Below are 24,685 nucleotides of genomic sequence, written 5' to 3' on the forward strand. Positions count from 1 at the left end.
TTAAAATCAAAGCCTTACTTCTTGAATTTGGTCAGTGAGCCATTCAAGTGAGACATTGGCTTGTATAATCCCACCTATATCCTGAAGTCACGCAACGGCATTTTCTATCTGCGCTGGCCCCTTCCCCGTGAAATCCATCCACAGAAACTAGCCTCTGACATCAAGGTGTCGCTACAGACTCGCGATCCCCAAAAAGCATTGCGTTTGTCCCGCCTGATGATCCACATAGGCGAACACTATAATAATGTCGGAATTGCCTGCCGCATGGACTACCAAGAACTGCGTACTATCCTTCAGCGCCATTTTCAGGAACTCAGGGACCTGACCAAAAAGGACATCGACGCAACGGGCGGTCTGCCCCCTGCGGACATCGATCTTTACCGCTCCAGCCTTGCCGTGGCCGAACAGGCAAACGAAACAGATGCCCCGCTCTCTCTCACGAAGCCGGACGACGAAATGCTCGCTCGCTTCATCGAGAAATACCGCCTCGACATTGCTAGGGGGTCCGACCTCTATAGCAAGCTGGAACGCGACATGAAGCGGGGCTATCGCCGCTTTCTTACCGACGTATTGGACTACGACGCATCGGCAGCCGATTTCGATCTTGATCCACTGGCAGCACCCACGTCCGCCTTGCAGCCTTCCCCCAAGGCACAAGGCATGTCTCTTGCCGAAACGATACGAGGCTATACGGCTGACAAGAAGGACGGCAAGAACTGGGCAGCGAAGACAGAGAGCGAGAAAATCAGCCACATGGAGCTACTGGTCGAGATGTTCGGCGCGGATACCGACATCAAGACCATAGGCGCGCTGGAAGCGAAGAAGGTCAAGGATACGCTCAGGGTTTATCCGAAGAACCGCGAGAAGAACGAGGCCACGCGCGGGAACCGGCCCCTATCCGAAATTCTGGACATGCCCAGCATTGAGAAGCTGGGTACCACCTCAGTGAACAAATATCTCCAGACCTATGGCGACCTGTTCAATTGGGCGAAGCGGAACGGACATATCGAACAGAACTATTTTGCTGGGCTTGGCATCAGGCAGAACAAGGTGCGCAGCCAGGAAAGCCGCATCCCCTTCACGTCTGAGCAAATTAACCGCATTCTTCGAGCCGTTCTGACCAATGAGCGTGACCTTGCAAGGAAAGACTACCAGAAGTGGGGACCGCTCATCGGTATCTATACCGGCGCTAGGCTCAATGAGATTGCCCAGCTTCACATCAAGGACGTCCGGCAGGTCGAAGGCATATGGTGCTTCGACTTCAACGACGAGGGCGACCGCAAAAGCCTGAAGACGGACGCGTCCCGCCGCCTCGTGCCGATGCATCCGCGCCTCATCGAGCTTGGATTACCGGAATATGTCGCCACCATGGGGCAAAGAGGGCAACAGAAGCTTTTCCCCAGCTTCAGCTATGACCCGAAAAATGGCTGGGGAAGGCATTTGGGCAGACACTTCAACAATACACTGCTGCCAAAGCTCGGCCTCAAGGACAGCGGGCTTGTCTTCCACAGTCTGCGGCATACGGTTGTCACCATACTCATGCGGGCCAACGTTGATGAACCAGTCGTGCAGGCCATCGTCGGGCATACGCGGAAAGGCGTAACGCAGCAGAATTATTTCAAGCGCGGCTACACGATTTCCCAGCTTAACGAGGCTATGCAGAAGCTGGATTTCGGCACCAAATAACCTGACAAACTCCTTCAGGATTGACAGCGATTCGTGAATACTAGAAACAGGCCTTGGAGCCGTACGTGCGGCTTCGGGGCGTCGAAACCCCTCATAGCTAGGTGTGCTGCCAAATCAGCACTACTCTTCGACCTATGGTCGGGGAGCCTGCGGCGTATGCAACAGGTTCTCCGAACTAAAGGCCGTGGGGCCGTGCTATGCGGTTTCGAACTCCCCGATCACCAGAGATCGAAGGGCCATTCGCGGGGACGCACCGCGACGACCGCCCTTCCATACGGGGGCTGTTTCCTTGGAAATCATCATCATAACTTTGCTGGCCTTCGCTGGCTTCATGCTTTTTCGCCATACCAATCTCACAGGCAGGGAAGCTGTACGCGCACGCTAATGTTGAGGCCGGGGGGTAGCGCGGCGATGAAGTGGATTACGGCAACTGACCTACAGCACTGGGCGGCGACATTAACCGCGCGTGCCACTTTCCCGGAATTGATAGCAGATCTGATTAGAGCTACAGCCAAAGAAATCCAGAGTTTTAGATTTCCAAGTGGTAACAAGGGGCAAGTACGAGGCTTCGACGGGTGGCTTCAGGCAGCTGGCGTTCCGCCCTATGTACCCGATGGGTTGTCCGTATGGGAATTTGGAGCAAGCGGGGCAAATGCTGCTAAAGCGCTGAGCGACTTCGACAAGCGCTCCGAACAGGTCCCGGCCGACAAGCAAAAAGATATAACGCTCGTACTTGCCTCGCCCTATACCTGGGATGATCCCAAGAAAAAACTCCCAGACTGGATTGATGACCGAAAGAAGTCGACGAACTGGAAGGACATCATCTTTCTTGACGGTGTACAGCTAGAGAATTGGCTAGAGTTATGCCCCGGCGTATCAGCTAGATATGCAGTAGAGATGCAGTTGCGCCCCTTAGAAGGGGTGCAGAGCGCTGGCGAATTTTGGGACGAATTCACATACAGGTTCAAGATACCACTCACCGAGGAGGTTCTACTTTGCGGGCGAGAGGCGCAAGCTGACGAACTCCTGCAGGGTCTTCTGCAAGGTCATGGCCCCATTCAGATTGCGGCTGACGCCCCTGATGAGGTTATTGCCTTCGCTATTGCGGCTGTTCGCAAAGCAGAGTGGGATACGCGACTATTCCTGGAGAGCCGCATACTGGTTCTCGATACCCAGCACGCGGCACGTTCCTTTGCCCGAGACCGAGGGCGGAATCATATTTTCTTTCCAAGGCTTCAGGCGAACGTCTTATCGGGGCAATTGTCTAACATTGGACCTACGCTGATTGCCCTTGGCCGAGATCAACCAAGCCGACAAGGCTTCCTCAACCGGCCGTCAACGCATGAGTTTGCAAAGGCACTCCAGTCACTAGGACTGCCTGATGGCGAAGCTGATAGCCTCGCCCGTCACTCAGGGCGCAGCATAGTCGTTTTAGCAAGGCAGTTTGGTGCTGGGCACATCTCTCCACCTGCATGGGTTGAGCAAGGACACACCCTCATTCCAGCGGTACTGGCAGGGGGATGGGATGGAGGAAACGATGCAGATTGCGATGTGGTCAAGTCATTGATCACAAATGATGACTACCCCACCTTCGAGAGCGGTTTACGGAAGCTAGCGAAATCACAGGACCCTCCCATAGATAGCGAAGGACCCATCTGGAAAATTCGCGCACCCGTTGATACTTTCGTCCATCTGGCGCATCTGATCGGCAAGAGTGATCTAGACAGATTGGGCGTAGCTGCGAACAAGGTTTTTTCTGAGATCGACGCTCCCGTTGATCCAGACGCACCGTTTGTGCTGCCCGGCACCGCCCCGAGGAAGCACAGTAGTTGGCTACGAGACGGCATTGCAAACACGTTATTGCAGGTCGCAGTGTTGAGCAAACAGGCTGACCTCAACATTCCAGGCATAAACCCTCAGCAATGGGTTGAGGGTGTCGTTGCAAGTATACCGGGGCTTGCGTCAGACCATCGGCTCATTGCCAGCATGAAGAACGAGCTTTGGATGCTGATGGAGGCAGCACCCCGCCCTTTGCTAGCCGCCCTCGGGGAACTACTCGAGGGTGATGGAACGAAGGCCCTTGGCTTCTTTAGCACAGACGACGATCTATTCGCTCCAACGAGTTCACATACATACGTCCTGTGGGCACTCGAAACTCTGGCATGGGATCCTCGTTACCTAGAACAGGTATCGCAGTTACTGGCGAAGTTGGCGAAGATTGACCCAGGTGGAAGGACAACAAACAGGCCCATCAATAGCCTAAGAACCATTTTGTTATCATGGGCGCCGGAAACCCATGCCTCGTTGGAGCACAGGCTGCGTGTCATCGACAAAACTATGGACGCCGTCCCCGAGGTGGGCTGGGAGTTGCTTATGTCGCTGCTGCCTCGCTCTCATGACACGAGTAGCCCCACCAGAAAGCCTAAATTCAGGGAAGCAGGCGCTTCGCAGCAAGAGGTACTTACGAACGGCAAAGTGTGGGCGGCTCAAGATTACGTTATAGAACGTGTGCTGGAACAGGTCACAGGCAACAGCTCCCGGTGGATCGATGTCATCGGTCGGCTAGATGACTGGCCATCTAAACAAAGAGCGAGCGCGTTCGCTGCCCTCGATAGTTGGCTATCATCGACAGACCAGCCGATAAAGGCCGTTTGGTCAGCATTGAACGACCTGCTTAACAAGCATTTAGCTTTCGCGGACGCTCAATGGGCGATGTCCAGGGACGAGCTTGCAACACTACAGGACATAGTGCGGCGTCATCAGGCCGACGACGTAGTGGAGCGAGTGAGTTGGTTGTTCAGAGAGTGGTCAGTACAAGTAGGCACGAGCTTTGACGAGAATGACACAGAGCTTAAACAGCTTAGGACGCAGGCACTAGTCGAAATACTCGAAGCTGGCGACCATGCAGAGGTATTCCGCCTCATTGATTTGGCAGGCCGCCCCGAGACAGTGGCTGTATCACTCTTAGATATTACGACTGATCCAGATCAGATTAGTATGTGGATCAAAGCATCTCTTAGCCACGATACGCCACCAGCTATTGACTTTGCGCGGGTCCTATCTGCGGGCGGACGCAACAATTCGGGTGACGAGTGGAAGCAGCGTTTGATAGCAGATGCTGCCAATGAGGGTTGGAGCCCCGAGTTGGTTACAGCCCTTCTACTCAATTGGCCTGATAACGAAGATACATGGGAATATGTTAAGGGACTACAATCCGAGGTCCAGCAACTCTATTGGTCTAGAAAGTATCCGTTCGGCCTTGAAAGTCCCACCCCGGCATCGATGGATGCGATACAGAATTATCTACTCGCTTCCAGGCCAGCGGCAGCTCTGCAGGCATCCCACAGGATCATTGCGGCAGTGCCTAGTAGTATGCTTCTGACGATGCTTAGATTGCTAATTGAGGCAGGCAATCCGCAGGAGCTTGGCCAGATGACGGGCTACTACGTCGAGCATGTCTTTGAGGAACTGGACAAAAGGCAAGACGTAGAGGTTAGCGACCTTGCGCAAATGGAGTATGCATACTTTCCGTTCATGGAACGTCGTCCACGAAAGCTTGTAATACATAAGCTGATGGCTCAAGATCCAGCGTTCTACATGTCTTTGATAAAGTCCGTCTTTGGCCCCGCTACAAAGCGAGAGGAAGCAACAGAGGGCGATACCATTGAAAACTCAGAGCAGCAGAGAGCAAAGTGGCGCAACGATTACCGAGTGCTATCAGATTTCCATACGATCCCAGGCCAAGAAGGCGACGCAATTGATTACGAAAAGCTAATGGCCTGGGTACAAGAGGTACGAAAACTCGGCGCCGAGGAGGATAGGGTCGCAATTACCGACCTGTACATAGGGCACATGCTGGCACATGCACCCGAAGATAAGGACAAAGCCTGGCCGCACATCGCTGTTCGTAAGTTGCTAGATAGCCTTACCATTGAGGACATCGAGCGTGGGATCATGACTGAGCGATACAATATGCGGGGTGTTTACAGTAAGTCACTGTACGAAGGTGGAAAGCAGGAACGAGAAATCGCGCGGCAATATAAAGAGTGGTCTAAAGCTACCTCTACATTCCCCACAACCTCAATGATGCTCAACCGCATTGCCGAAAGCTACGAGCACGATGCTGTTCGGGAAGATGAAAGAGCTGAATTAGACAAGTTGCGGGACACGTGATGGTTGATAGGTCGTGTTCAATTCCCAACGGCTCATCAAAAGCATTGTCCTCTATATGCGCTCTTTACGAGGTCGTTGACCGTTCACCTTTTTATTGTCCGCGCAGCATGCCTGATGTCGGCAAGAGTGGCTTGGGGCGAATACCCTATTGCCTCCTCTATGGGCCTGTGCAATGCAGAGACACAAAAGGGAGACATCGTGTCTCCCTCGCCGCTGGCCGGGTTCAAGTAATTCAAGGCTTTAAGCGGATGGTGGACGCTCTCTCATCGCCCACCATTTCTTTTCCTAGAACACATCTCCCGAGCGCTCCGCAGTGCCTGACCATGCTTGCGGTTTTTCGGCGCTCACCCAAGCCGACGCGCGCGGATCTGGGCGAGAACCCAGTAGGCGGCGCTGCCGCAGAGGGTGCCGGCGACCTTGATGACGGCGTCGTGCAGGCGGGCGTGGCGGGTGGGCGAGAGTTCCTGGGCGAGCTCGAGGCCAAGCGCCGCGACGGCGCAGAACAACAGTACCCATTTCCACTGCCTGGGATAGGCGAAGGTGAAGACGAAGGTCATCACCGCATAGGCCGCCGCCCGGTCCAGGTTGACCGTCGTGATGGTGTGGGGTCTGAGGCCGATCGGGGAGACGGTGACCAAAACAATGGCCGCCAGCAATGCCCAGGCGGCCACTCTGAAAAAAACTCTATCCATGGTGGAGATGAACCTAGAGCGCATTGCAAAACATGCAAGGGGCTTCTGCGGGCTGCAAACAGGGATCTGCCCGCGCTTGGCCCGCCGCCAGGCACGGACGGCGGGCGACGGGCGATCCCTGTCCGGAAGATCGGCAATCAGAACTCTCCGCGAATCGTCACGAACCTCCGCATGCCGGCACCGCGGGCGATTCCTGCGTTTTGCCGACCCTAGCGGGAGGCGGCGAGCGCAAGCGCCGGGCGGGCGGCGCGGGAGGACGGCGCGGCCGTCGTGCGGAAGCGGGCAAGCTGCTGCATCAGCGTATCGAGCTCGCCGGCCAGCGAATGGTTGGCCGCCGTCGATTCCTCGGCTATGGCGGCATTCTGCTGCGTCCCGTGATCGATCACGTTGATCGCCGTGTTGATCTCGCGAATGCCGCTCGACTGTTCGCGCGACGCTTCGACAATCGCCGCGACATTCATGTCGATGCTGGCGAGCTGCCCGATGATTCCCGACAGCGACGTGTCGGTCGCCTTGACGAGGGAGACCCCCTGGGAGACATGCGCGGCCGATTCGCCGATCAGCGCGTTGATTTCCTTGGCGGCGGTCGCGGAGCGCTGCGCCAGTTCGCGCACCTCCTGGGCGACGACGGCAAATCCCTTGCCCGCCTCACCTGCCCGCGCCGCCTCGACGCCGGCATTCAGCGCCAGGAGATTGGTCTGGAAGGCAATGCCGTCGATCACGCTCAGGATCTTGGAAATCTCTCCGGACGACCGCTCGATCTCGGCCATGGCGCCCATGGCGTCGCGCATGACGCGGCCGGATTCCTCGGCAGTCTTGCGCGTCAACGTCAGCGAACTGCCGGCCTGGGTCGCCCGCTCGCTGGTGCTCGCAACCGTTTCGGTGATCTGGGTCAGGGCCGCCGCCGTTTCCTCGACGGCAGCCGCCTGCTGTTCGGTCCGGCGGGCAAGATCGTCGGAGGCCTCCTGCAATTGCCCGGCGCTTGCCGAGATGCCGCGGGCGTTCTGCAGAACCTGCTCCATGAAGGAGCGCAGCACGCCGACCGCATGATTGAAGTCCGCGCGCGTCTTTTCCATGCTCGGCGTGAAGCGCTCGTCGAGCGAGACGGCGAGGTTGCCGTCGGCCACCGCCTCGATGGCGCGGCCGAGCTTGTCGAGGCAGGTCATCCGCTCGCTGACGTCGACGGCGAACTTGATGACCTTGACCACCCTGCCCCGATCGTCGAAGACCGGATTGTAGACGGCCTGGATCCAGACGGCGCGGCCATCCTTGGCGAAGCGGACGAACTCACCGTTGAAGTGCTCGCCGCGCGCAAGGTGCGGCCAGAACTCCGCATAGGCGGCGGAATTGACATAGGACGGCTCGCAAAAGATGCGATGATGGCGACCGATGATCTCGTCCGCCTTGTAGCCGAGCGTCGAGCAGAAATTGGCATTGGCGGCGATGATCGTGCCGTCGGGCGAAAATTCGATGATGGCCTGCGATTTCGACGCGGCTTCGAGCTTGGCGGCGTCGTCCAGGGCCTTCAGCTTGAAGGCGGTGATGTCGGTGGCGATCTTGAGCACGCGCAGCACCTTGCCGTTCCTGACGACCGGATTATAGGACGCCTCGATCCAGACTTCCCGCCCGCCCTTGGCGATGCGCTTGTATTGCCGGCGGTCGAACTCGCCCTTCCTCAGGCCATCCCAGAACGCACGGTAGTCCGGGCTCGCAGCATAGTCTTCGCCGACAAAAATCGAATGATGCCTGCCGACGATCTCCTCCGGCCGATACCCCATGACGTGGCAGAAATTTTCGTTCGCCTCCAGGATCGTGCCGTCCGGCTTGAAGACGATGACGGCGTGCGATTTTCCAACCGCTTCCATATCCTGCGCTGCTGCATTCACAAACATGGGCACCCCTGCATTCCCACCCGAGATTGCAGCCATGGTTCGCTTTCAATTGTTAAAATTCGGTATTAAAGAACATCCTAATTTGCATGATTTACAAAAATAGCGACAGTAAATTTCGGCTGGTATATCAATAAACACCCAATTCAAACTGACATTTGTCAATAGCGGTAGTGAATATTGGTACACAAACATGCACTATCGGTATTACTCCGCCTGCAATTGTTAGGCAGAAAACATAGCTGGGGCCGCGGCGGCCCCAGGTTCCATTTTACTTTACCTAACGTAAGTAAAGTCGATCAGCTCCACTTGAAGTCGGCGCTGGCGAGGTCCGAAGCAGAGGTGCCGCTCAGGGTCAGCTGCATGTCAGCCGCGCCGTCGCCGTTGACGTCGACGTAGAGCGTGTCGGTCGAGTCGACGAAGTAGGCCTCGGAATTGCCACTGCCGCTGAATGTCGCGTTGCTGCCGAGCCAGTTGAACGTCCCCGACTGCAGGCCGGAGAAGACCAGCTTGTCGGTACCGGCGACGAAATCGGTGATCTTGTCCGCCGTGTCGCCGCTCGACTGAGAGGTCGAGGTGAAGGTGAAGAGGTCGGAGCCTGCCCCGCCCGTCACCGTGTCGATGCCCGCGCCGAAGACGATGCTATCGCTGCCGGCGCCGAGATCGACGATGGTGTTTGTCGATCCGGTCAGGACGATGACATCAGCCCCAGACGAACCGGTGATGTTTTCGGTGTTGGAAACGGTCAGCGTCGAGGCGGAGCCGAGCGTCAGGTAGTCTTCACCGCTGCCGAGGTCGATCGGCGCTCCTGTGAACGCGCCGGAAATGGTGATGTTGTCGGCATAGCTCGAACCGTTGATCGTCTCGACGCTGGTCAGCGTCGCGGTCGCGCCCTCGGCAAAGCTGATGCTGTCGACACCCGTTCCAAGGTTGAACTGGCCGCCGGTGACGGCTTCCTTCACGAAGATCGTATCGGCGTTCGAGCCACCGGAAATCGATTCGACCGAATAGACCGAGACCGTGTTGGTGTAGTTTCCGAGGACCAGCGTGTCCGAACCGTCGCCGAGGTCGATCTCGATGCCCGTGGCGGCGTCCAGAATGGTCACCTTGTCGGCGCCACCGCCGCCCAGTATCGTCTCGACACCGGTCAGGGACACCGTGCTGGCGCTTGCCGCGAGGTTGAGTTCGTCATAGCCGTCGCCGAGATCGAGGCGGCCGGAATAAGTGTCGCTGTTGATGACCACGAGGTCGTCCGTCGAACCACCGACGACGGTTTCGACATTGCTGATCGTCACCGTGTTTTCGGCGTCGGCCAGCGTCAGCTTGTCGTTGCCGTCGCCAAGGTCGATGTAGCCGCCGGTCATCTGTGTCGCGAGCGTGATGCGGTCGGAATAACTGCCGCCTGAAATCGACTCGAGATTGGAAACCGTTGCGGTCAGGCCACCGGTCCAGCTCAGCTTGTCCGATCCAGCACCGAAATCCATCACCGCGCCGACATTGGAGCTGTTGATGGTGATCACGTCGTCGCTGTCGGAGCCGACCAGTGTCTCGACGCCGGCAACCGTCACCGTGGCGCCGCTGACGCCAAGATTGAGGGTATCGAGGCCGCTGCCGAGATCGATGTAGCCCTGCTCGTAGCTGCCCTCGAGGGTGACCGTGTCGGAGAGCGTACCGCCGAGAACCGTCTCGATGTTCTGGACCGTCGCCGTATTGTTGTAATTGCCGAACTTGATCTCGTCCGAACCGCTCATCAGGTTGATGACGCCGCCGGTATACTGTTCGATGACAGAGATCACGTCGGAGCCGGCATTGCCCATGATGGATTCGATGCCGGAAACAGACAGGGTCGCCCCGTATTCGGAAATATGCAGCGTATCCTGGCCGTCGCCGAGCTTGATGACGCCGCCGGACACTTCGTCCGTCAGCGTCACATCGTCATCGCCGGCGCCGCCGAGAACGGTTTCGACGCCCGAGACCGTCACCGTGTTGCCGGCGCTCGACAGGTTCAGCGTATCATCGCCGTCACCGAGCGAAATGTATCCGAGATCGCCATCCGACAGCGTGACATTGTCCTTGCCCGCGCCGCCCTGGACGCTTTCGACATTGGCAGTGGTGATCGTGCCGCCGTCGTCGGAGAAGACGACCTGGTCCTCGCCGTCGCCAAGATCGATGAATGTACCGGTCGTGTAGGTGGCGAGATTGACGACGTCCTCGTACTGGCTGCCGATGACGGTCTCGACATTGTCGATGGTGACCGTCGCGCCGTCGGCGGAAAAGGTCAGCGTGTCGAAGCCACGGCCGAGATCGACATAGGCGCCGGTTACTTCCGAGCCGAAGGTGATGCTGTCGGAGGACCTGCCACCGACGATCGTCTCGGCATAGCTCACCGTCGCGGTGTTGTTGCGGTCGGCGAAAATGACGGTGTCATTGCCGTCCGCCAGGTCGATGCTGACGCCATTCGCGGCATCGCTGAAGACGATCGTGTCGTCGCTGCGGCCGCCGGTGATGGTTTCCACGTTGGCAACCGAGAGCGAAGCGCCGTTGTCGCTGATCTTGAGCGTGTCGACGCCGTCGCCGAGATCGACAGTCGTCGCGCCGTCGATCGAGTTGATCGTGATGTTGTCGGAGCCGGCACCGCCGGTCACCGTTTCCACCCCCGACATGGTGATCGTGTTGCCGCCATCGGCCATGATCACCGTATCGCTGCCCGAGCCCAGTCCGATCTCGCCCGTGAAGGGTGCCGAAATATAGATCTTCTCGACGCCGCTGGAGCCGTTGATCGTCTCGACATTCGCGACCGTGATGGTGACGTTGCCCGTGGTCTGAAGCGTGTCCTGGCCATCGCCGAGATCGATGAAGCCACCGTCGATCGTGCCGCCAAGACGGACGTCATCGTCGGCCGAGCCGCCGATGACGGTCTCCACGTCGCTGACGGTGACCGTTGCGCCGCTGTCGGAGATAACCAGCTTGTCGTCTCCGCGGCCAAGGCTGATGACACCGCCCGTATAGCCTTCGCCGAGCGTGATCACGTCGGATGACTTGCCGCCGGTGATGGTCTCGACATTGGAGATGGTCGCCGTGTTGTTGAAATCGGAGAATTTCACGCGGTCTGAATTCTTGCCGAGGTCAATCGTCGCGCCCGTGACGCCCTCATCGAAGACCACATAGTCGGCGCTGGCATCTCCGAGGACGGTTTCGACGTTGCGCGCCGTTACCGTGCCGCCGGAATAGAGCACGATCGTGTCATTGCCGTCGGCAAGATCGAGGATCGTCCCGGTCGTCTGGTTGGAGATCAGGACGTGATCGGAGCTGGAGCCGCCGTTGATGGATTCGACCAGCGAAACAGTCAGGGTGTTGTTGAAGTTGTCCAGCGTGAGGACGTCGTTGCTGGAGCCGAGATTGAACAGCCCCCCGGTCACCTGGCCGGAGACCGTGACGGTATCGGTACTGCTGGAGCCGATGACCGTCTCGATATTGGCGACCGTCAGCTTGTTGTTGGCGGCGGTCAGAGAGAGGTAGTCATCGCCGGCACCAAGATCGATGTAGGAGCCGGAGGACGACACCGCCATGGCGATGCGGTCGTCGCCGCTGCCGCCGATCAGCGTCTCGGCATCGGAAATGTTGAGCGTATTGGTGCCATCGCCGAGGTAGAGCGTATCGTTGCCCTTGCCGAGGTTGATCGTACCGCGGGTGATCTCCGTCTCGACCACAACATAGTCGTCGGAGCGACCGCCGACGATCGTCTCGACATTCCGGAAGGTCGCCGTGTTGTGGTAGTTGCCGAGATAGACGCGGTCGCCGCCCTCGCCGAGATCGAGCGTCGAACCCGTGAGCTGCGTACCGAACGTCAGATACTCGGACGCGTCGCCGCCGATGACCGACTCGACATTGTAGAGCGTCGCGGTGCCGCCGCGGCTCTCGGAGAAAATGAGCGTATCCTGGCCGTCGCCAAGATCGATCTTGCCGCCCGATTGCGCCTCGTTGAAGAGGATACGGTCATCGCCGGCGCCGCCGACAATGGTCTCGACACCGGTCATGGTCACCGTGTTGCCGCCGTCGGCGAGCGTGACCTGGTCGCGGCCGCGATCGAGATCGATGTCGGCGCCCGTCGTCGACTGGCTCAGATAGATGATGTCTGTCGAACGGCCGCCCTTGATGGTCTCGACGTTGGAGACGCTCAGCTTGTTGGTGTAGTTGCCGAGGATCAGGGTGTCCTGACCGGCCCCGAGATCAACACTGTTCTTGGTCGTGGCGTAGGTTGCCAGCGTGATGCGATCGTCGCCGGCGCCGGATACGATGGTCTCGGTGTTGAGCACGGCAGCCGTCACGCCACCGTCTCCGAAGGTCAGCGAATCGCTGCCGCTGCCGAGATCATAACGCCCGCCGGTGATTTCGCCGTTAATGGTGATCACGTCGGAGCTGGAACTGCCGGACACATACTCGACGCTGGACAGCGTCAGGGTGTTGTCGAAGCGGGAGAGCGTGACGCTATCCGAGCCGTCGCCGAGATCATAGGTGCCGCCGGTCACCTGCGTCGAGAACACGATCTTGTCCGTGCTCGATCCGCCGGTGATCTGCTCGACATTCGCCGCCGTCAGCGTCGCACCGTCGTCCGAAAGATAGATGTGATCCTCGCCGTCACCGAGATCGACGGTCGCAGAAGTCACCTTCGCGTCGAAATAGACGCTGTCGGCGCTGGCCCCGCCGGTCACGGTCTCGATGTTTGCAAGCGTCAGCGTGTTCGGCCCGGAATCGGAGAGCGTAAGGGAGTCGCGACCATTGCCGAGGTCGATGTAGGCGCCCGTAATCTGGACGGCAGCCGTGATCACGTCGGTATAGGACGTCGCCGTGATCTGCGAAATATCGGTGATGACTGCTGTTTGACCTATACCCGACGACTTCGCCATGCCTGTCCCTCGTTTATGGGCCGCTGACTGGCTAGACACCCTGACGAGACGGCCACGGCCGGCGACCAATCTCGAGCGTCACGCGTCTACCAGAGACCATTCGGACCAAGCTCATCTCGGTCCGCGAAATCAAATTCCTAATGAAATTCCCCAAGAAGCAGGAAAGGATCATCCGCAAGCAATGAAAGCGGAACAGACAGCCCAAACCCATTCTCGTTTTCACGTTAGGGACAGGGACTTGCGCGAAGCTGGAAAGAAGCACCCGATCTGCAGGCAATGCTAGAGGCGAATGATGTCGACAGCTTTTCCGAGCACGCCGGTGGCGATGTCGACGACGCTCTGCTGGTGGGTGAACAGAACGGTCTGGAACGTGCCGGCGCCGAGTGCGAGCGTCTTCAACCCGGCGGCGGTGCGCTCGTCGTCGAAGGTCTGGAAGATGTCGTCGGCGATCAGCGGCACCGGCTCGTTACGGCTGCAATAGTCCTCCAGGAAGGCAAGCCGCAAGGCGAGATAAAGCTGGTCGCCGGTGCCTTCGCTCAAGCCCGACAGCGGCACCTTCTCGCCGTTTGCCCGCTCGGCCAGAAGCTGCAGCTCGTCCTTGTCGTCATAATCCTGCAGCAGACGGATGAATGCGCCGTCGGTCAGGCTCGAAAAGCGCTCGCCGGCGCGCAGGATCATCGGATCGGCCTGCGACTGGCGATAGCTGTCGAGCGAGGACTGCAGGATGTCGGAGGCGAGTTTGGTGACTGCCCAGCGGCGGGCAAGCTCCCTCGCCTCCTCTTCGGCGGCGCGCTTTTCGAAGGCCGCCATCTCGGCGCTCTCGCCCGTTTCGGCTGCCTCCCGCGCCGCACGATTGTCGGCAAGCGCGGCGTTGAGCTCGCCGAAGGTGCGGTACTGCGCCTCGCTTTCGGCGTTCAGCCGCTCCAGGGACAGGCCGGCGTCGACCGGATCGAAGCCATCAAGCGCCGCGCGAGCCTCGGCCTCGTCGACACCCTCGGACTGCTGGCGAAAGCGCTCACGGGCTTCGTCCAGACGCCGGCGACGAGACTGACGCTCTTCGAGACGGCGCAGCAGCGCGCGGCCGTCGCCTTCCCGACCCGCCGTCATCGCCTCCAGATCCGTCGCGGTCTCTTCGTCCGCCCGCCGCAACTCCTTCAGCTTCTGCCGCGCTTCTTCCAGTGATTTCGTCAGGGCGAGCCGCGCCTCATTCCGGCTGCGAGCGGTCGCGGCGCGCTCCGTCAGTGTCTCCACCGCTGCCCCCGCGTTCATGTCCCTCAGGTCCGGCGCAATGTCCGAGATGAGCGCTGCAACTGACTTCTCGAACGCGCCGATATCCCGGTTGATGCCGGCAACCCGGCGCATGTAGCTCTGCCGCTGCACGAGGGCATCGGGAACCCGCGTCCAGAGGTCCAGCCCTGCGAGGATCGCATCGGCGGACATACCGTTGGGATAGCCAAGCCTTGCCACGGCCGCCGCGAACGGCTCGCGCCACTCAGTCTCTTCGCGATCGAGCGTAGCCTTCTGCGCCTCCAGCGATTTCAGACGACGGCGGGCGGCGGTCTTCTCACCCTCCAGCGTACCGCTTTCCTGCCAGCGGTCGGCAAGTTCGCCGAGATGGCGCTGAATGGCGCGGCTCAAGGCAACGGCCGGCAAGGCCTCTACCGCGGCGAGCCCGGCTCCGGCAGCGATCGATCGCATGGCCGGCAGCAGGCGTTCTTCAAGGCGGTCGACAATGGCGCAGCGGTCCTTGAGCGCGTCGATTTCCTGCTGCCGTTCGAAGGCAGCTTCCAGCGATCGCCGCCAGACGAGCATCGCATCCGGCTCCAGCGGCGTGACATCGCATGCCTCGAAAAGAGCCTCATAAGCAGAGCGTTCAGCCGATAGCGCCTCCTCGCGCTCAGCGACCCCGGCATTCGCTTTCCGCTGATCGACTGTCAAACGCTCGCGGCGCTGGGCCAGTGCCGCATGACGCGACAGGCGATCGGCATCGGCGAGTGCTGCATCCGATAGACGATCGGCCTGCGTAATCCGATCGGCAAGCCGGTTCACCGTCGCCGGCTCGACCGGCTCCTGGTTGGCTGCGGCGTCGACAACAAGACGCAGGTCCTCGTCGCGCGCCTGTCGGGCGTCACGGATATCGCTCTGCGTCACCATCGTCCCGCCGGCGCCGAGGCGCTGGATTTCATCGTCCAGTTCGCCAAGTGCGGCGGTAATCCGGTCCCGTTCGCGGATAGCCTCCTTCAACCGGTCGCGGGCGGCGCCCAACCGCTCGCCGAATGCGGAGATCGCCGCCGGATCCGGCAGCGGCACGGCGGCAAGCCGGTCGAGTGCGTCGACAGCCGGGCGCATACGCCCCACCATCGCCCGCAGGTCTTCCGAGAGGCGGCTCACCTGCACCGCCAACTGATCCCTTTTTGCGATCTCGTCGATATCCGGCCCCATCGTCGCAAGCTGGTCGCGCCAGGGCTTGGGGTCGATCAGGTGACCCGCCCTGTCGGCAGAGAGGCGATCCAGCGTCTCGCGCTCGGCGGCCAGCGCTTCATCCGTATCCTTCCGGCGGCGCTGCAGGTCCCGCCCCTGCTCGGCGAGCCGCCGCAGTTCCGTCAGCGCGATCTCATCCGGGATCTTCGCCTCGAGTTCCTCCAATCCGGCGAGGCCCAGCCGGCGGGCAAGCTGCGTCAGGCCGGCCTCGTGCTGCGCCAGTTCGCGATCCACGGCCGGCAGGTCCTTGCGCAGGCCGTTATAGTTGCCGAGTTCGCGATAGAGCTCCTGGATGCGGCCGGAGGCGGCGAGCATGGCGTCATCGACCGCTATGCCCTCAAGCTTGCCGGCGAGATCCCGCCCATCCGTCTCCAGCCGGGCGATCTCCTGCTTCAGCCGCTCCTGACGCTCCAGAAGCACGCGAAGCCGTTCGGCAGAACCATCCTCGATGCCGTCGAGATCGGCGAAGACCTCCAGCGCCCGGGTCTCTGCGTCGATGTCGTCTATCAGCGGCTTCCAGCGTTTCAGGCGGGAGAGCCGCTCGATGGCATGGCCGGTCTCCTTGCGCTCTACCGCGAGCGCCGCCATTTTTGCATCCAGCTCGGCGCGCGCTTCCGAAAGCTTCTTCCAGACATCGGACCGCAGCGTATGATCGCGCTCCGCCTTGCGGGCGGCCTCATAGCGATCAAGCACCTGGTAGAACAGCCGGTTCTGCGACTTGCGCTCGGCGAAGATGCCGTCGGCCTGCTGGTCGAGCTTCTGGCGCAGGTCGCGCATGCCCATCATGCCGGAGGCGGCGGAGAACAGCAGGCTGCCGATCTCGCCCGAGGAATGCAGCATGATGTCGGCGCCCTTGCGCAGCGCATCGGTATCGAGACCGAAGGCGCGCTCGAAGACGTCGCGGCCAAGCGTTCCGAGATAGGGGCTCAGCGCGTCGTCGGAGAGTGGCTCCTCCGCGTCGGTGGCCGCGACCAGCGCGTTCTTGCGCGCCTTGCGGCGGCGGAAACTGATTTCCGCACCGTTGCGGGCAACGAGTTCCGCACCGACGCGCAGGTCACGGTTATCCATTCCAAAAGCATACTTCGGCTTTTGGTCCGGGAAGCCAAAGAGGAGATCGGAAATGGCCGACAGTGCGGAGGATTTTCCCGCCTCATTCGGACCGTAGACGACATGCAGGCCGGCATCGGCGCGAAAGTCCAGATGCCGTCCGGAGAACTTGCCGTAGCGCAGGAGATCAAGGGACTTGAAGCGCATCGCGTCAGTCTCCCCGCCGTGCCGAGGCGATCAGCAGCTCGCGGGCCTCTTCCAGAAGCGCGCGAGCATCGGCGCCGAGTGGCAGGTCTGCCGGCGCACTGCCGGGCGGCATCTTGACGGCAATCTCGGCGATGCGCGCTTCGGCGAGCGCCAGCATCTCCGGCGAGAAGACGTGACCGTCGATCAGGCCTTCGAGATCGAGGCCGTCGAAATGATCGCGCGCCGCCTCGTCCTGCGGAAGCTCAATCGCCAGTTCCAGCTTTTCCAGCCAGAGATCGGCGCCGGCCCGGTGGCAGGCCGCCTGCACCTCGTCGCGGAAATCCGGCCCGGCAGCGGCGATGTCGTGCTTGAGATGCGAGCGGCCGAAAAGCCGCAGCCGCAGCGCCGCCGGCCTGCCCTCCATGGAAGCGGCGACCGGCGCAAGGGCCTGTTCGACCCGCATCAGAAGGGCCGGCATGGTATCATCCGGCATGACCTCGACAGTCGCGGCTGCAAAACGGGCCTCATCGACGATCAGTCGCTCGTGGCGGAGTGCGCCATCCTCGACGGTGACAAGAACGGCGCCCCTCGCCCCCTGCTCGCGAATGCTGCGGCCCTGGATATTGCCCGGGAAGATGACCGGCGGATCCTCGGCGATCACCTCGTATTCGTGCACATGGCCGAGCGCCCAGTAGTCGTATCCCCTCGACTTGAGGTCATCGAGCGAGCACGGCGCGTAGGGCGCATGCGGTTCGCGGCCGGTGAGCGAGGTGTGCAGGACGCCAATGTTGAAGACGCCGGGCTCGGCCTGCGGATAGGTGATCGCCAGATTGTCGTTGGCCGAGCGGTTGGCGAAGCCCTGCCCGTGCAGCGCCACCTTCAGGCCGTCGATGCGGAAGGTCTCCGGCTTGCGGGTCGAAAATTCGTACACGTTTTCCGGCAGGGTGATCGTCTTCGTGATCACGCTTTCGGCGTCGTGATTGCCGCGCAGAAAGTACACGGGTATGCCCGCCCGCGTCAGCCGCGCCACCTGGCGGTTATAGAAGAGCCCGATCGAATTGTCCGGCCAGTCGCCGTCATAGACATCCCCGGCGATGATGACGAAATCGACCTGAAGCTCCACGGCCCGGTCGACGAGATTGGTGAAGGCCTTGCGGCTTGCCTCGACGAACAGTTTCGCCACCTCGGCGTCCTTCAGCGCCAGCCCCTGGAAGGGACTGCCGAGATGCAGGTCGGCGGCATGGATGAAGCGGAAAGAGGTCATTCGTCCTTCGGTCGGTTGGGCATGCGCATCCGTTTTAGGCAATTGCGGCGGTCATGCCTATGGTCATCGGCCCGTCCTCCACCATATTCACCCAGGAGCCGGCGAACTTGTGCGGCCTTCAGGCCGCTGCTATGCCGCATCCAACGCAGACAAGGAGGATAGTCATGCATTACCGCCCATTCGGTCGGACGACATTCACTGTTTCGGAAATCGGCTTCGGCGCCTGGCAGATCGGCGGCAGCTGGGGCGATGTCAGCGAGACCGACGGCCGCGACGCGCTGAACGCTGCGCTCGACAACGGCGTGACCTTCATCGATACGGCCGACGTCTACGGCGACGGCCGGTCGGAAAAGATCATTGCCGAGGTGCTGAAGGCGCGCGGCGGCGAGCGGCCCATGGTCGCCACCAAGGCCGGACGGCGGCTGAACCCGCATGTCGCCGACGGTTACAACAAGAAGAACCTTGAAGCCTTCGTCGACCGCAGCCTTGCCAATCTCGGCGTCGAACGCCTCGATCTCGTGCAGCTCCACTGCCCGCCGACCGAGGTTTTCTATCGCCCCGAGACGTTCGCCGCGCTCGACGAGCTGAAGGCGGCCGGCAAGGTCGGCGATTACGGCGTCAGCGTTGAAAAGGTCGAGGAAGCGCTGAAGGCCATCGAGTATCCGGGCGTCGTCAGCGTCCAGATCATCTTCAACATGTTCCGCCAGCGCCCGGCGGGCCTGTTCTTCGACGAAGCACGGAAGAAGAACGTCGCCGTGATCGCCCGCGTGCCGCTGGCAAGCGGCCTGCTCTCCGGCAAGATCACCGCCGAGACAAAATTCGACGCCGAGGATCACCGCAACTTCAACCGCAATGGCGAGGCCTTCGATGTCGGAGAGACCTTTGCCGGCGTGCCGTTCGAAACCGGCCTGCAGGCGGTCGAGGAGATCCGCAAGCTGGTGCCGGAAGGTGCAAGCATGGCCGCCTTCGCGCTGAAATGGATCCTGATGCATGATGCCGTCACCGTCGTCATTCCGGGCGCGCGCAACGCCGCGCAAGCGAAGTCGAACGCGGCAGCCGCCGAGCTCTCGGCACTTTCCGCCGACGTGATGAAGGCCGCCGAGGACGTCTATGCCCGACTGATCGCCTCGCACGTTCACCAGCGCTGGTAGGAAACGTCAAAGAGGCCCGGCATCGCTGCCGGGCCTCTCGTTACATGATCCTGATATGAGATCAGTTGGTCTTGTTCAGATTGACGGCCCAGAACAGGGTTTCGCCGGAGGAGTCGTCGACGCCGTCATTGTCGGTCACGGCATAGGCCTGTCCCGAGGCGTCGATGGTGAAGCCTTCGATCTTGTCGACGGCATAGCCGTGGGTCGCGGCCAGCATGTCCGGCAGCAGGTCGTGGGCCAGTTCCTTCTTGACCGTCGGCAGCTCGCCGCCGAGCGGCGCCGGCTTAAGCTCGGAAAGCGCGACCTTGTAGATCTTCTTCAGCTTGGCAGCTTCGCCGATCTGGTTATCGCGCTCGACGATATAGGCATAGTCGCCATTGGCGGTAATTTCGGACAGGCCAACCCATCCGGCTTCACCCTTGTCGAGCGGGTAGCGCACGGCGCCCCATTCCTTCGAGGACGGCTTGTAGGAGACGAGCTTGACGAAGCCCTTCTCGTCATCCTTCCATTCGCGCTGCATGGCCATCCACAGCGTCTCGCCGTCGCCTTCGCCGACCTTGGTGATGCCTTCGAAGCCGAAGCGCACCTGATTGGCGTTCAGAGATTCCGGAATGTCGATTACCTGATCAACGGCACCATCGGCGCCGGCGTGGAAGATCTGATGCGGCACGTCCTTTTCCGGATTGCCTTCGTTGGCGATCCAGAAGCCGCCCTTGCCGTCGAGCGTCAGGCCTTCCATGTCGCGGTGCTCCATCGGCGCGCCGTCCTTGGTGATGCGGATGGCGTCCGTGATGACCGCGGGCTTCTGCGTCGCGTCGATGACGAAGATCGACGGCTGCGCCGAATAGAAGCTGTCATTGGTGGCATAGAGCTTGCCGGGGGTCGTGGTATCCGCGGCCAGGCTCGACAGGGCCCCGAAACCGAGCGGATTGCCGTCCTTGTCGTTGGCCGAGACGATTTCCGGGAATGCCTTCTCGCCTTCGCCAAGCTCGTAGAGCATGACATGCGAGCGGGCGCCGCCATCCTCGACCAGGTCGGCCTCGTTGGCCGTGGCGACCAGATTGCGCTGCGGAACGGCGATGATGCCTTCCGGAGCCACGCCCGACGGCACGATCTGCATCAGTTCCGGCTCGGCGCCGGTATCCTTGTAGATGCCGACGACGGAAGCGCGCTCGGACATGACGAAGATGTACTGCTGGTCGCCGAATTTCGCGACCTCCAGGCCTTCCAGCTCGACGCCCTTCTTGCCGGCGCGCTTGTCAGGGAACATGCCGAGCTTGGCGATCTCGCGCTCAAGGCTCGGGCCGGACTCGTAGAGGACCTTGCCGGCCGTGTCGAAGATGGTGAAGCCGCGCGAACCGCCTTCGTAGTCGCCCTCATTGGCGACGACAACGCGATTGTCATCCAGCCACTGGATCGAGTCGGGCTCGCGCTTGACGCCCTTCAGCGAACCGGTGAAGTCGAGCTTGCCGTCCTTCTCGATGTCAACACCATCGATATCGACCGCACCGGCGGTGAAGTGCGAGGTAACTTCGCCGGTCTTGCCGTCGACGATGACGATGTGGTTGTTTTCCTGCAGCGTCAGGGCGATCTGGCCCTTGCCGTTGATGTCGACGAATTCCGGCTCCGGATCTTCCGGTGCGATCTCGGCAAGACCGGTGACGTCGATCTTCTTCAGGCCGGCGCAATCGGCAGCGCCATCCTTGAAGGGAATGGTAACGAGATAGCCGGCCGGCATTTGCGGCAGCTTGCCGTCGTTCAGTTCTTCATTGCGCTCGTTCTCGATGGCAATGGCGGCAAAGGAGCCATCCGGCGCGATCGCGATCGAGTCCGGCTGGCCGCCGAGATCGCAGGAGGCCTCGATGGCGCGGCTCTTGACGTCGATGGTCAAAAGCTTGCCGCTGGTCTTGACGTAGTCCTCGGAGGTGTTGACCGCGGCGAAGACCTTGCCGAAACGGGCGGCGACCGAGGTCGGCTCGCCATCGGCCATGACGGCGCCGAGCGGCTTCGGCGCCTTCGGATCGGTGATGTCGACGAAACCGACTGCACCGAGCGGGCTATCGGAATAGACAAGCGTGTTGCCGTCTTCCGTGGCGGTGATGATTTCCGACGAGGTCGGCGTCTTGGCGTCCTTGTCGGCCGGCAGGTTTGCCGCGACCGGGAAGGCTGCGATGCGGTTGAACACGGGTTCGGCGAATGCGGCTGCGGCGGTGGATGCCAGCAATGCTGCGGTCAGTGCCGCGCGGGAAAATGTCTTCGTCATGGGGACCCCCTGTCTCCTCGAATTGGAACCAGGCGGTTGTGCGCATGCTGCATGACAGGCGCATGACAGCGGGGGCTCATATGCGACGATTTTGCACAGAGACCAAAGAAAACCCAGCAAAAGCCGGGTTTTCGAAGGTCAGGCTGGCCGGCGCCGCCGCTCGTTGTGCATGATGAACAGCGAGGCCCCGAGGATCAGCACCGCGCCGATCCAGAAGGAGACGGTCGGCGCGTAGCCGAAGACGACCCAGCCGGCGAGCACGTTGAGCGGCAGCTTGAGATCGTCGAACGGCTGCACGTAGGCCGCGTCGGCAGCGCGGTAAGCCCTGGTCAGGAGATACTGTGCGGCGGCCGTCAGGACGCCCATCAGCACCAGAAGTCCAAGCGCCAGGCCGGTCGGCACGGCAAAACCGGCGCCGGCCGCCAGAACGCCGTTGACCGGCGTCAGCAGGACGAGAAGCCAGATGGTGATCGTCTCGGGCTTCTCATAGGCCGTCAGGTTCTTGGTGATCAGCGAAGCGCCGCCCCAAAGCAGCGCCGCGATGATCGGCAGGAGTGCCGCCGGCGTGAAGGCTTCCGACCAGGGCTGCAGGATGATCATCGCGCCGGTGAAGCCGGTCGCGGTCGCCAGCCAGCGCACCGCCCCCACCCGCTCGCCGAGGAAGAAGCGGGCGCCGAGGATGATGAAGAAGGGCGAGGTCATGACGAGCGCGATCGCCTGGCCGATCGGCACGGAGGCAAGGCCGACGACCCAGGCCTCGACGCCGAGCGCCGAGAGCACGACGCGCAGAAGGTGATGCCACGGCCGGGCCGTGCGCATGGCGCCGAGGCCGAGCCGCCAGATGACCGGCACGGACAGCACGGAGGCAAACGCATATTGCCAGAAGGCTGCGGCGGCCGGCGGAAAGCCGAGCCGCATCGTCACCCATTGGGTGGCGGTATTGATACCCGCAAAGGCGACACCGGCTGCGACCATCAGGATCGCGGCCGCCACCGGGCGGGACGGGTTGAGCGCTAGGGAGCTCTGATTCATGTCTTTGCTTCTCCAAAAGAGACCAACACAAATCAGGACGCATGAGGTTGAAACGGCTTCAAGCCCGCGCAGGAAACCCGCCCGGATTGCGACCGTCTCTCTCATTCTCTTCCATCCGGACTATGACCGTCGGCTCCGGAATCACACCGGATCTGCTGACCCGCCGGATACACATCCAACGGCGCTCGCGGGCTTGGGGACGAACCCGTTACCGCCGGTGGGGACTTTCACCCCGCCCTGAGAACAGCCCACAGATAGGATATCCCGACGCACCGGGCAAGAGCGCGGGCGTTTCCGGATTGTTGACGGTGCATCACCCGGATGCGCTCCGATTTCGAGAGTGGCCGGAGCCTGCCGGACTAAAGGCCAATCAAGCCCGCTTTCGTCGGCCTGAACCCGCAGCGATGATAAAACTCCTCAAGATGCGGTTCAAAATCCACATGCAGCCATCGAGCCCCACGACTTCCGGCAAGGGCGATAGCCTCTTTCACAAGCCGGCTCGCCACGCCCTGCCTGCGAAACGCGGGAAGAACGCAAGTGTCCAGTATGAACGCATGGATGCCACCATCCCAGGCAACATTGACAAAGCCGACGATGGTATCGCCTTCATATGCACCCACATGACCGAGGCCCCGTTTCAATACATCGGACATGGAGGCCGACGGCTCCTGCCCCCATGCCTCCCGCCACAAAACGGTCAGCGCTTCAACCGATGGGAACGGATCAATCCTGTATTCCAATGCGGCATCTCCGTTATCAGATCGACCCAGGGCAAGAATCTCTATCACGATCCGAGGCCTTCCCTCCATGAGCAGGTCACTGACATCGTCGCGTTGAAGTTGTATACCCCCACTCGGTCATCGAACGCATTGCCGCTGGCTATCAGAAATTGACATGAGGGACCGATTTCCAATGACTAAAACACCAATGCGTCTTGCCGCAGTCCTGCTGCTCATCTCCGCGATCAATCTCACCGTCATGATCCCCGGCGGGCCTATCGAAGTCAGGAGCTTCGCAAGCATCTCGCCGACGATCCTGGCGAGCTTCAATGCCTTCCTCACCATTCTGGGCATGGGCAGCTACGCCCTCGCCTTCTTCCTGTTTTCCGGACGGCGCTGGGCGCTCGTTCCCGCATTGCTCGCGGGCACCGGCTATTTTGCCGTGTATGTGCTGGACCTTGGAGGCATATTCCCGGTCTCCGACGATCCGATGCCCCGCCTGCTCCTCATCCTGGAGACTGCCGGAGCGATCCTGTCGCTGCCGCTCATCGCCCTTACCGCCTCGCTCACCCGCTTGCCCCATACAGATGCCGAAACGAAAACGGACGTCCATATCGACTGGCGACTTATGGGCGGCGCCGCAATCCTCGCCATCGCCATCGTCGTGTTTGCCACCTATGCGGCGATGGGCCTCTGAAACAGGAAAACCCGGTGCATTACTGCACCGGGTTTGAAACTCAATTCCTGTTTCCCAGCGAGGTGCCGGGAAAGACGTCAACATGAATTAGTTGACGGCGTCCTTCAGGCCCTTGCCGGCCGTGAACTTCGGAACGTTGCGAGCCGGGATATCGACTTCAGCGCCCGTGGACGGGTTGCGGCCCTTGGAGGCTGCACGATGCGAAACGGTGAAGCTGCCGAAGCCGGCGAGACGGATGTCGCCACCGTTCTTGAGTTCAGCCTGAACGGTTTCGAAGAGCGCGTCGACTGCGGAAGCTGCATCTGCCTTGGTCAGACCGGCCTTTTCTGCAACTGCGGACACGAGTTCATTCTTGTTCATGTTTCCACCCCTTTCATTGGTATGAAACGACTCATTATCAAGCTCGGCGAGAGCATAGGGGAGCTATCGCCTGCTGCAAGCCAAAAGCCTTGCTACGCAGGGAAAAGCAAGCGTTTTTCGTTCGTATTTCACAAAAAA

The 24,685-nt window shown here is 60.8% G+C and carries 13 protein-coding genes and 1 riboswitch; of the genes, 4 read left to right on the forward strand and 9 right to left on the reverse strand.

The features are described from left to right. Nucleotides 1–60 precede the first annotated feature (60 nt). Nucleotides 61–1,686 (forward strand): tyrosine-type recombinase/integrase, encoded by a 1,626-nt coding sequence (locus tag ACU5AY_RS10085; RefSeq protein ID WP_446826106.1) that lies wholly within the window; start codon nucleotides 61–63, stop codon nucleotides 1,684–1,686. A gap of 411 nt (nucleotides 1,687–2,097) precedes the next feature. Further along, complete coding sequence (locus tag ACU5AY_RS10090) at nucleotides 2,098–5,859, forward strand: hypothetical protein (protein WP_446826107.1); 3,762 nt, start codon at nucleotides 2,098–2,100, stop codon at nucleotides 5,857–5,859. A gap of 344 nt (nucleotides 5,860–6,203) precedes the next feature. On the opposite strand, the gene ACU5AY_RS10095 is transcribed toward ACU5AY_RS10090, so the two are convergent. The 5 genes from ACU5AY_RS10095 to ACU5AY_RS10115 all read right to left on the reverse strand — a co-directional run bounded on the left by ACU5AY_RS10095 (nucleotide 6,204) and on the right by ACU5AY_RS10115 (nucleotide 18,325). Then, complete coding sequence (locus ACU5AY_RS10095) at nucleotides 6,204–6,551, reverse strand: VanZ family protein (protein WP_446826108.1); 348 nt, start codon at nucleotides 6,549–6,551, stop codon at nucleotides 6,204–6,206. 209 nt (nucleotides 6,552–6,760) lie between these two features. After that, nucleotides 6,761–8,443 carry a methyl-accepting chemotaxis protein gene (locus tag ACU5AY_RS10100; RefSeq protein ID WP_446826109.1) on the reverse strand — a complete coding sequence of 561 codons (1,683 nt, stop codon included), beginning with the start codon at nucleotides 8,441–8,443 and terminating at the stop codon, nucleotides 6,761–6,763. A gap of 296 nt (nucleotides 8,444–8,739) precedes the next feature. Beyond that, nucleotides 8,740–13,347: a M10 family metallopeptidase C-terminal domain-containing protein gene (locus ACU5AY_RS10105; protein WP_446826110.1), complete on the reverse strand. Its 4,608-nt coding sequence runs from the start codon at nucleotides 13,345–13,347 to the stop codon at nucleotides 8,740–8,742. Nucleotides 13,348–13,626: 279 nt separating this feature from the next. Beyond that, entirely contained in the window at nucleotides 13,627–17,082 is a 3,456-nt protein-coding gene (locus tag ACU5AY_RS10110; RefSeq protein WP_446826111.1) for an AAA family ATPase, read from the reverse strand. Between the two features lie 4 nt (nucleotides 17,083–17,086). Then, the gene (locus ACU5AY_RS10115) at nucleotides 17,087–18,325 is read right to left on the reverse strand and encodes a metallophosphoesterase family protein (RefSeq protein WP_446826112.1); all 1,239 of its coding nucleotides are present in this window, start codon (nucleotides 18,323–18,325) and stop codon (nucleotides 17,087–17,089) included. A gap of 164 nt (nucleotides 18,326–18,489) precedes the next feature. Here ACU5AY_RS10115 and ACU5AY_RS10120 point away from each other — a divergent pair, with 164 nt between their 5' ends. After that, nucleotides 18,490–19,476 carry an aldo/keto reductase gene (locus tag ACU5AY_RS10120; RefSeq protein ID WP_446826113.1) on the forward strand — a complete coding sequence of 329 codons (987 nt, stop codon included), beginning with the start codon at nucleotides 18,490–18,492 and terminating at the stop codon, nucleotides 19,474–19,476. Between the two features lie 61 nt (nucleotides 19,477–19,537). Here the strand turns inward: ACU5AY_RS10120 and ACU5AY_RS10125 are convergent, their stop codons facing one another. The 3 genes from ACU5AY_RS10125 to ACU5AY_RS10135 form a co-directional block, all read right to left on the reverse strand. Continuing rightward, nucleotides 19,538–21,739: an esterase-like activity of phytase family protein gene (locus ACU5AY_RS10125; protein ID WP_446826114.1), complete on the reverse strand. Its 2,202-nt coding sequence runs from the start codon at nucleotides 21,737–21,739 to the stop codon at nucleotides 19,538–19,540. A 138-nt stretch (nucleotides 21,740–21,877) separates the two neighbouring features. Then, the gene (locus tag ACU5AY_RS10130; RefSeq protein WP_446826115.1) at nucleotides 21,878–22,771 is read right to left on the reverse strand and encodes a DMT family transporter; all 894 of its coding nucleotides are present in this window, start codon (nucleotides 22,769–22,771) and stop codon (nucleotides 21,878–21,880) included. A gap of 99 nt (nucleotides 22,772–22,870) precedes the next feature. Further along, a riboswitch (FMN riboswitch) is annotated at nucleotides 22,871–23,020 on the reverse strand. 110 nt (nucleotides 23,021–23,130) lie between these two features. Next, entirely contained in the window at nucleotides 23,131–23,559 is a 429-nt protein-coding gene (locus ACU5AY_RS10135; RefSeq protein WP_446826116.1) for a GNAT family N-acetyltransferase, read from the reverse strand. 124 nt (nucleotides 23,560–23,683) lie between these two features. Here ACU5AY_RS10135 and ACU5AY_RS10140 point away from each other — a divergent pair, with 124 nt between their 5' ends. After that, nucleotides 23,684–24,187, forward strand: coding sequence for a hypothetical protein (locus ACU5AY_RS10140; protein ID WP_446826117.1), 504 nt, complete (start codon nucleotides 23,684–23,686; stop codon nucleotides 24,185–24,187). 87 nt (nucleotides 24,188–24,274) lie between these two features. Here the strand turns inward: ACU5AY_RS10140 and hupB are convergent, their stop codons facing one another. Continuing rightward, nucleotides 24,275–24,547, reverse strand: coding sequence for a DNA-binding protein HupB (gene hupB, locus ACU5AY_RS10145; protein ID WP_261930484.1), 273 nt, complete (start codon nucleotides 24,545–24,547; stop codon nucleotides 24,275–24,277). Between the last annotated feature and the right edge of the window lie 138 nt (nucleotides 24,548–24,685).

This window comes from Rhizobium sp. PAMB 3174, assembly GCF_052908375.1.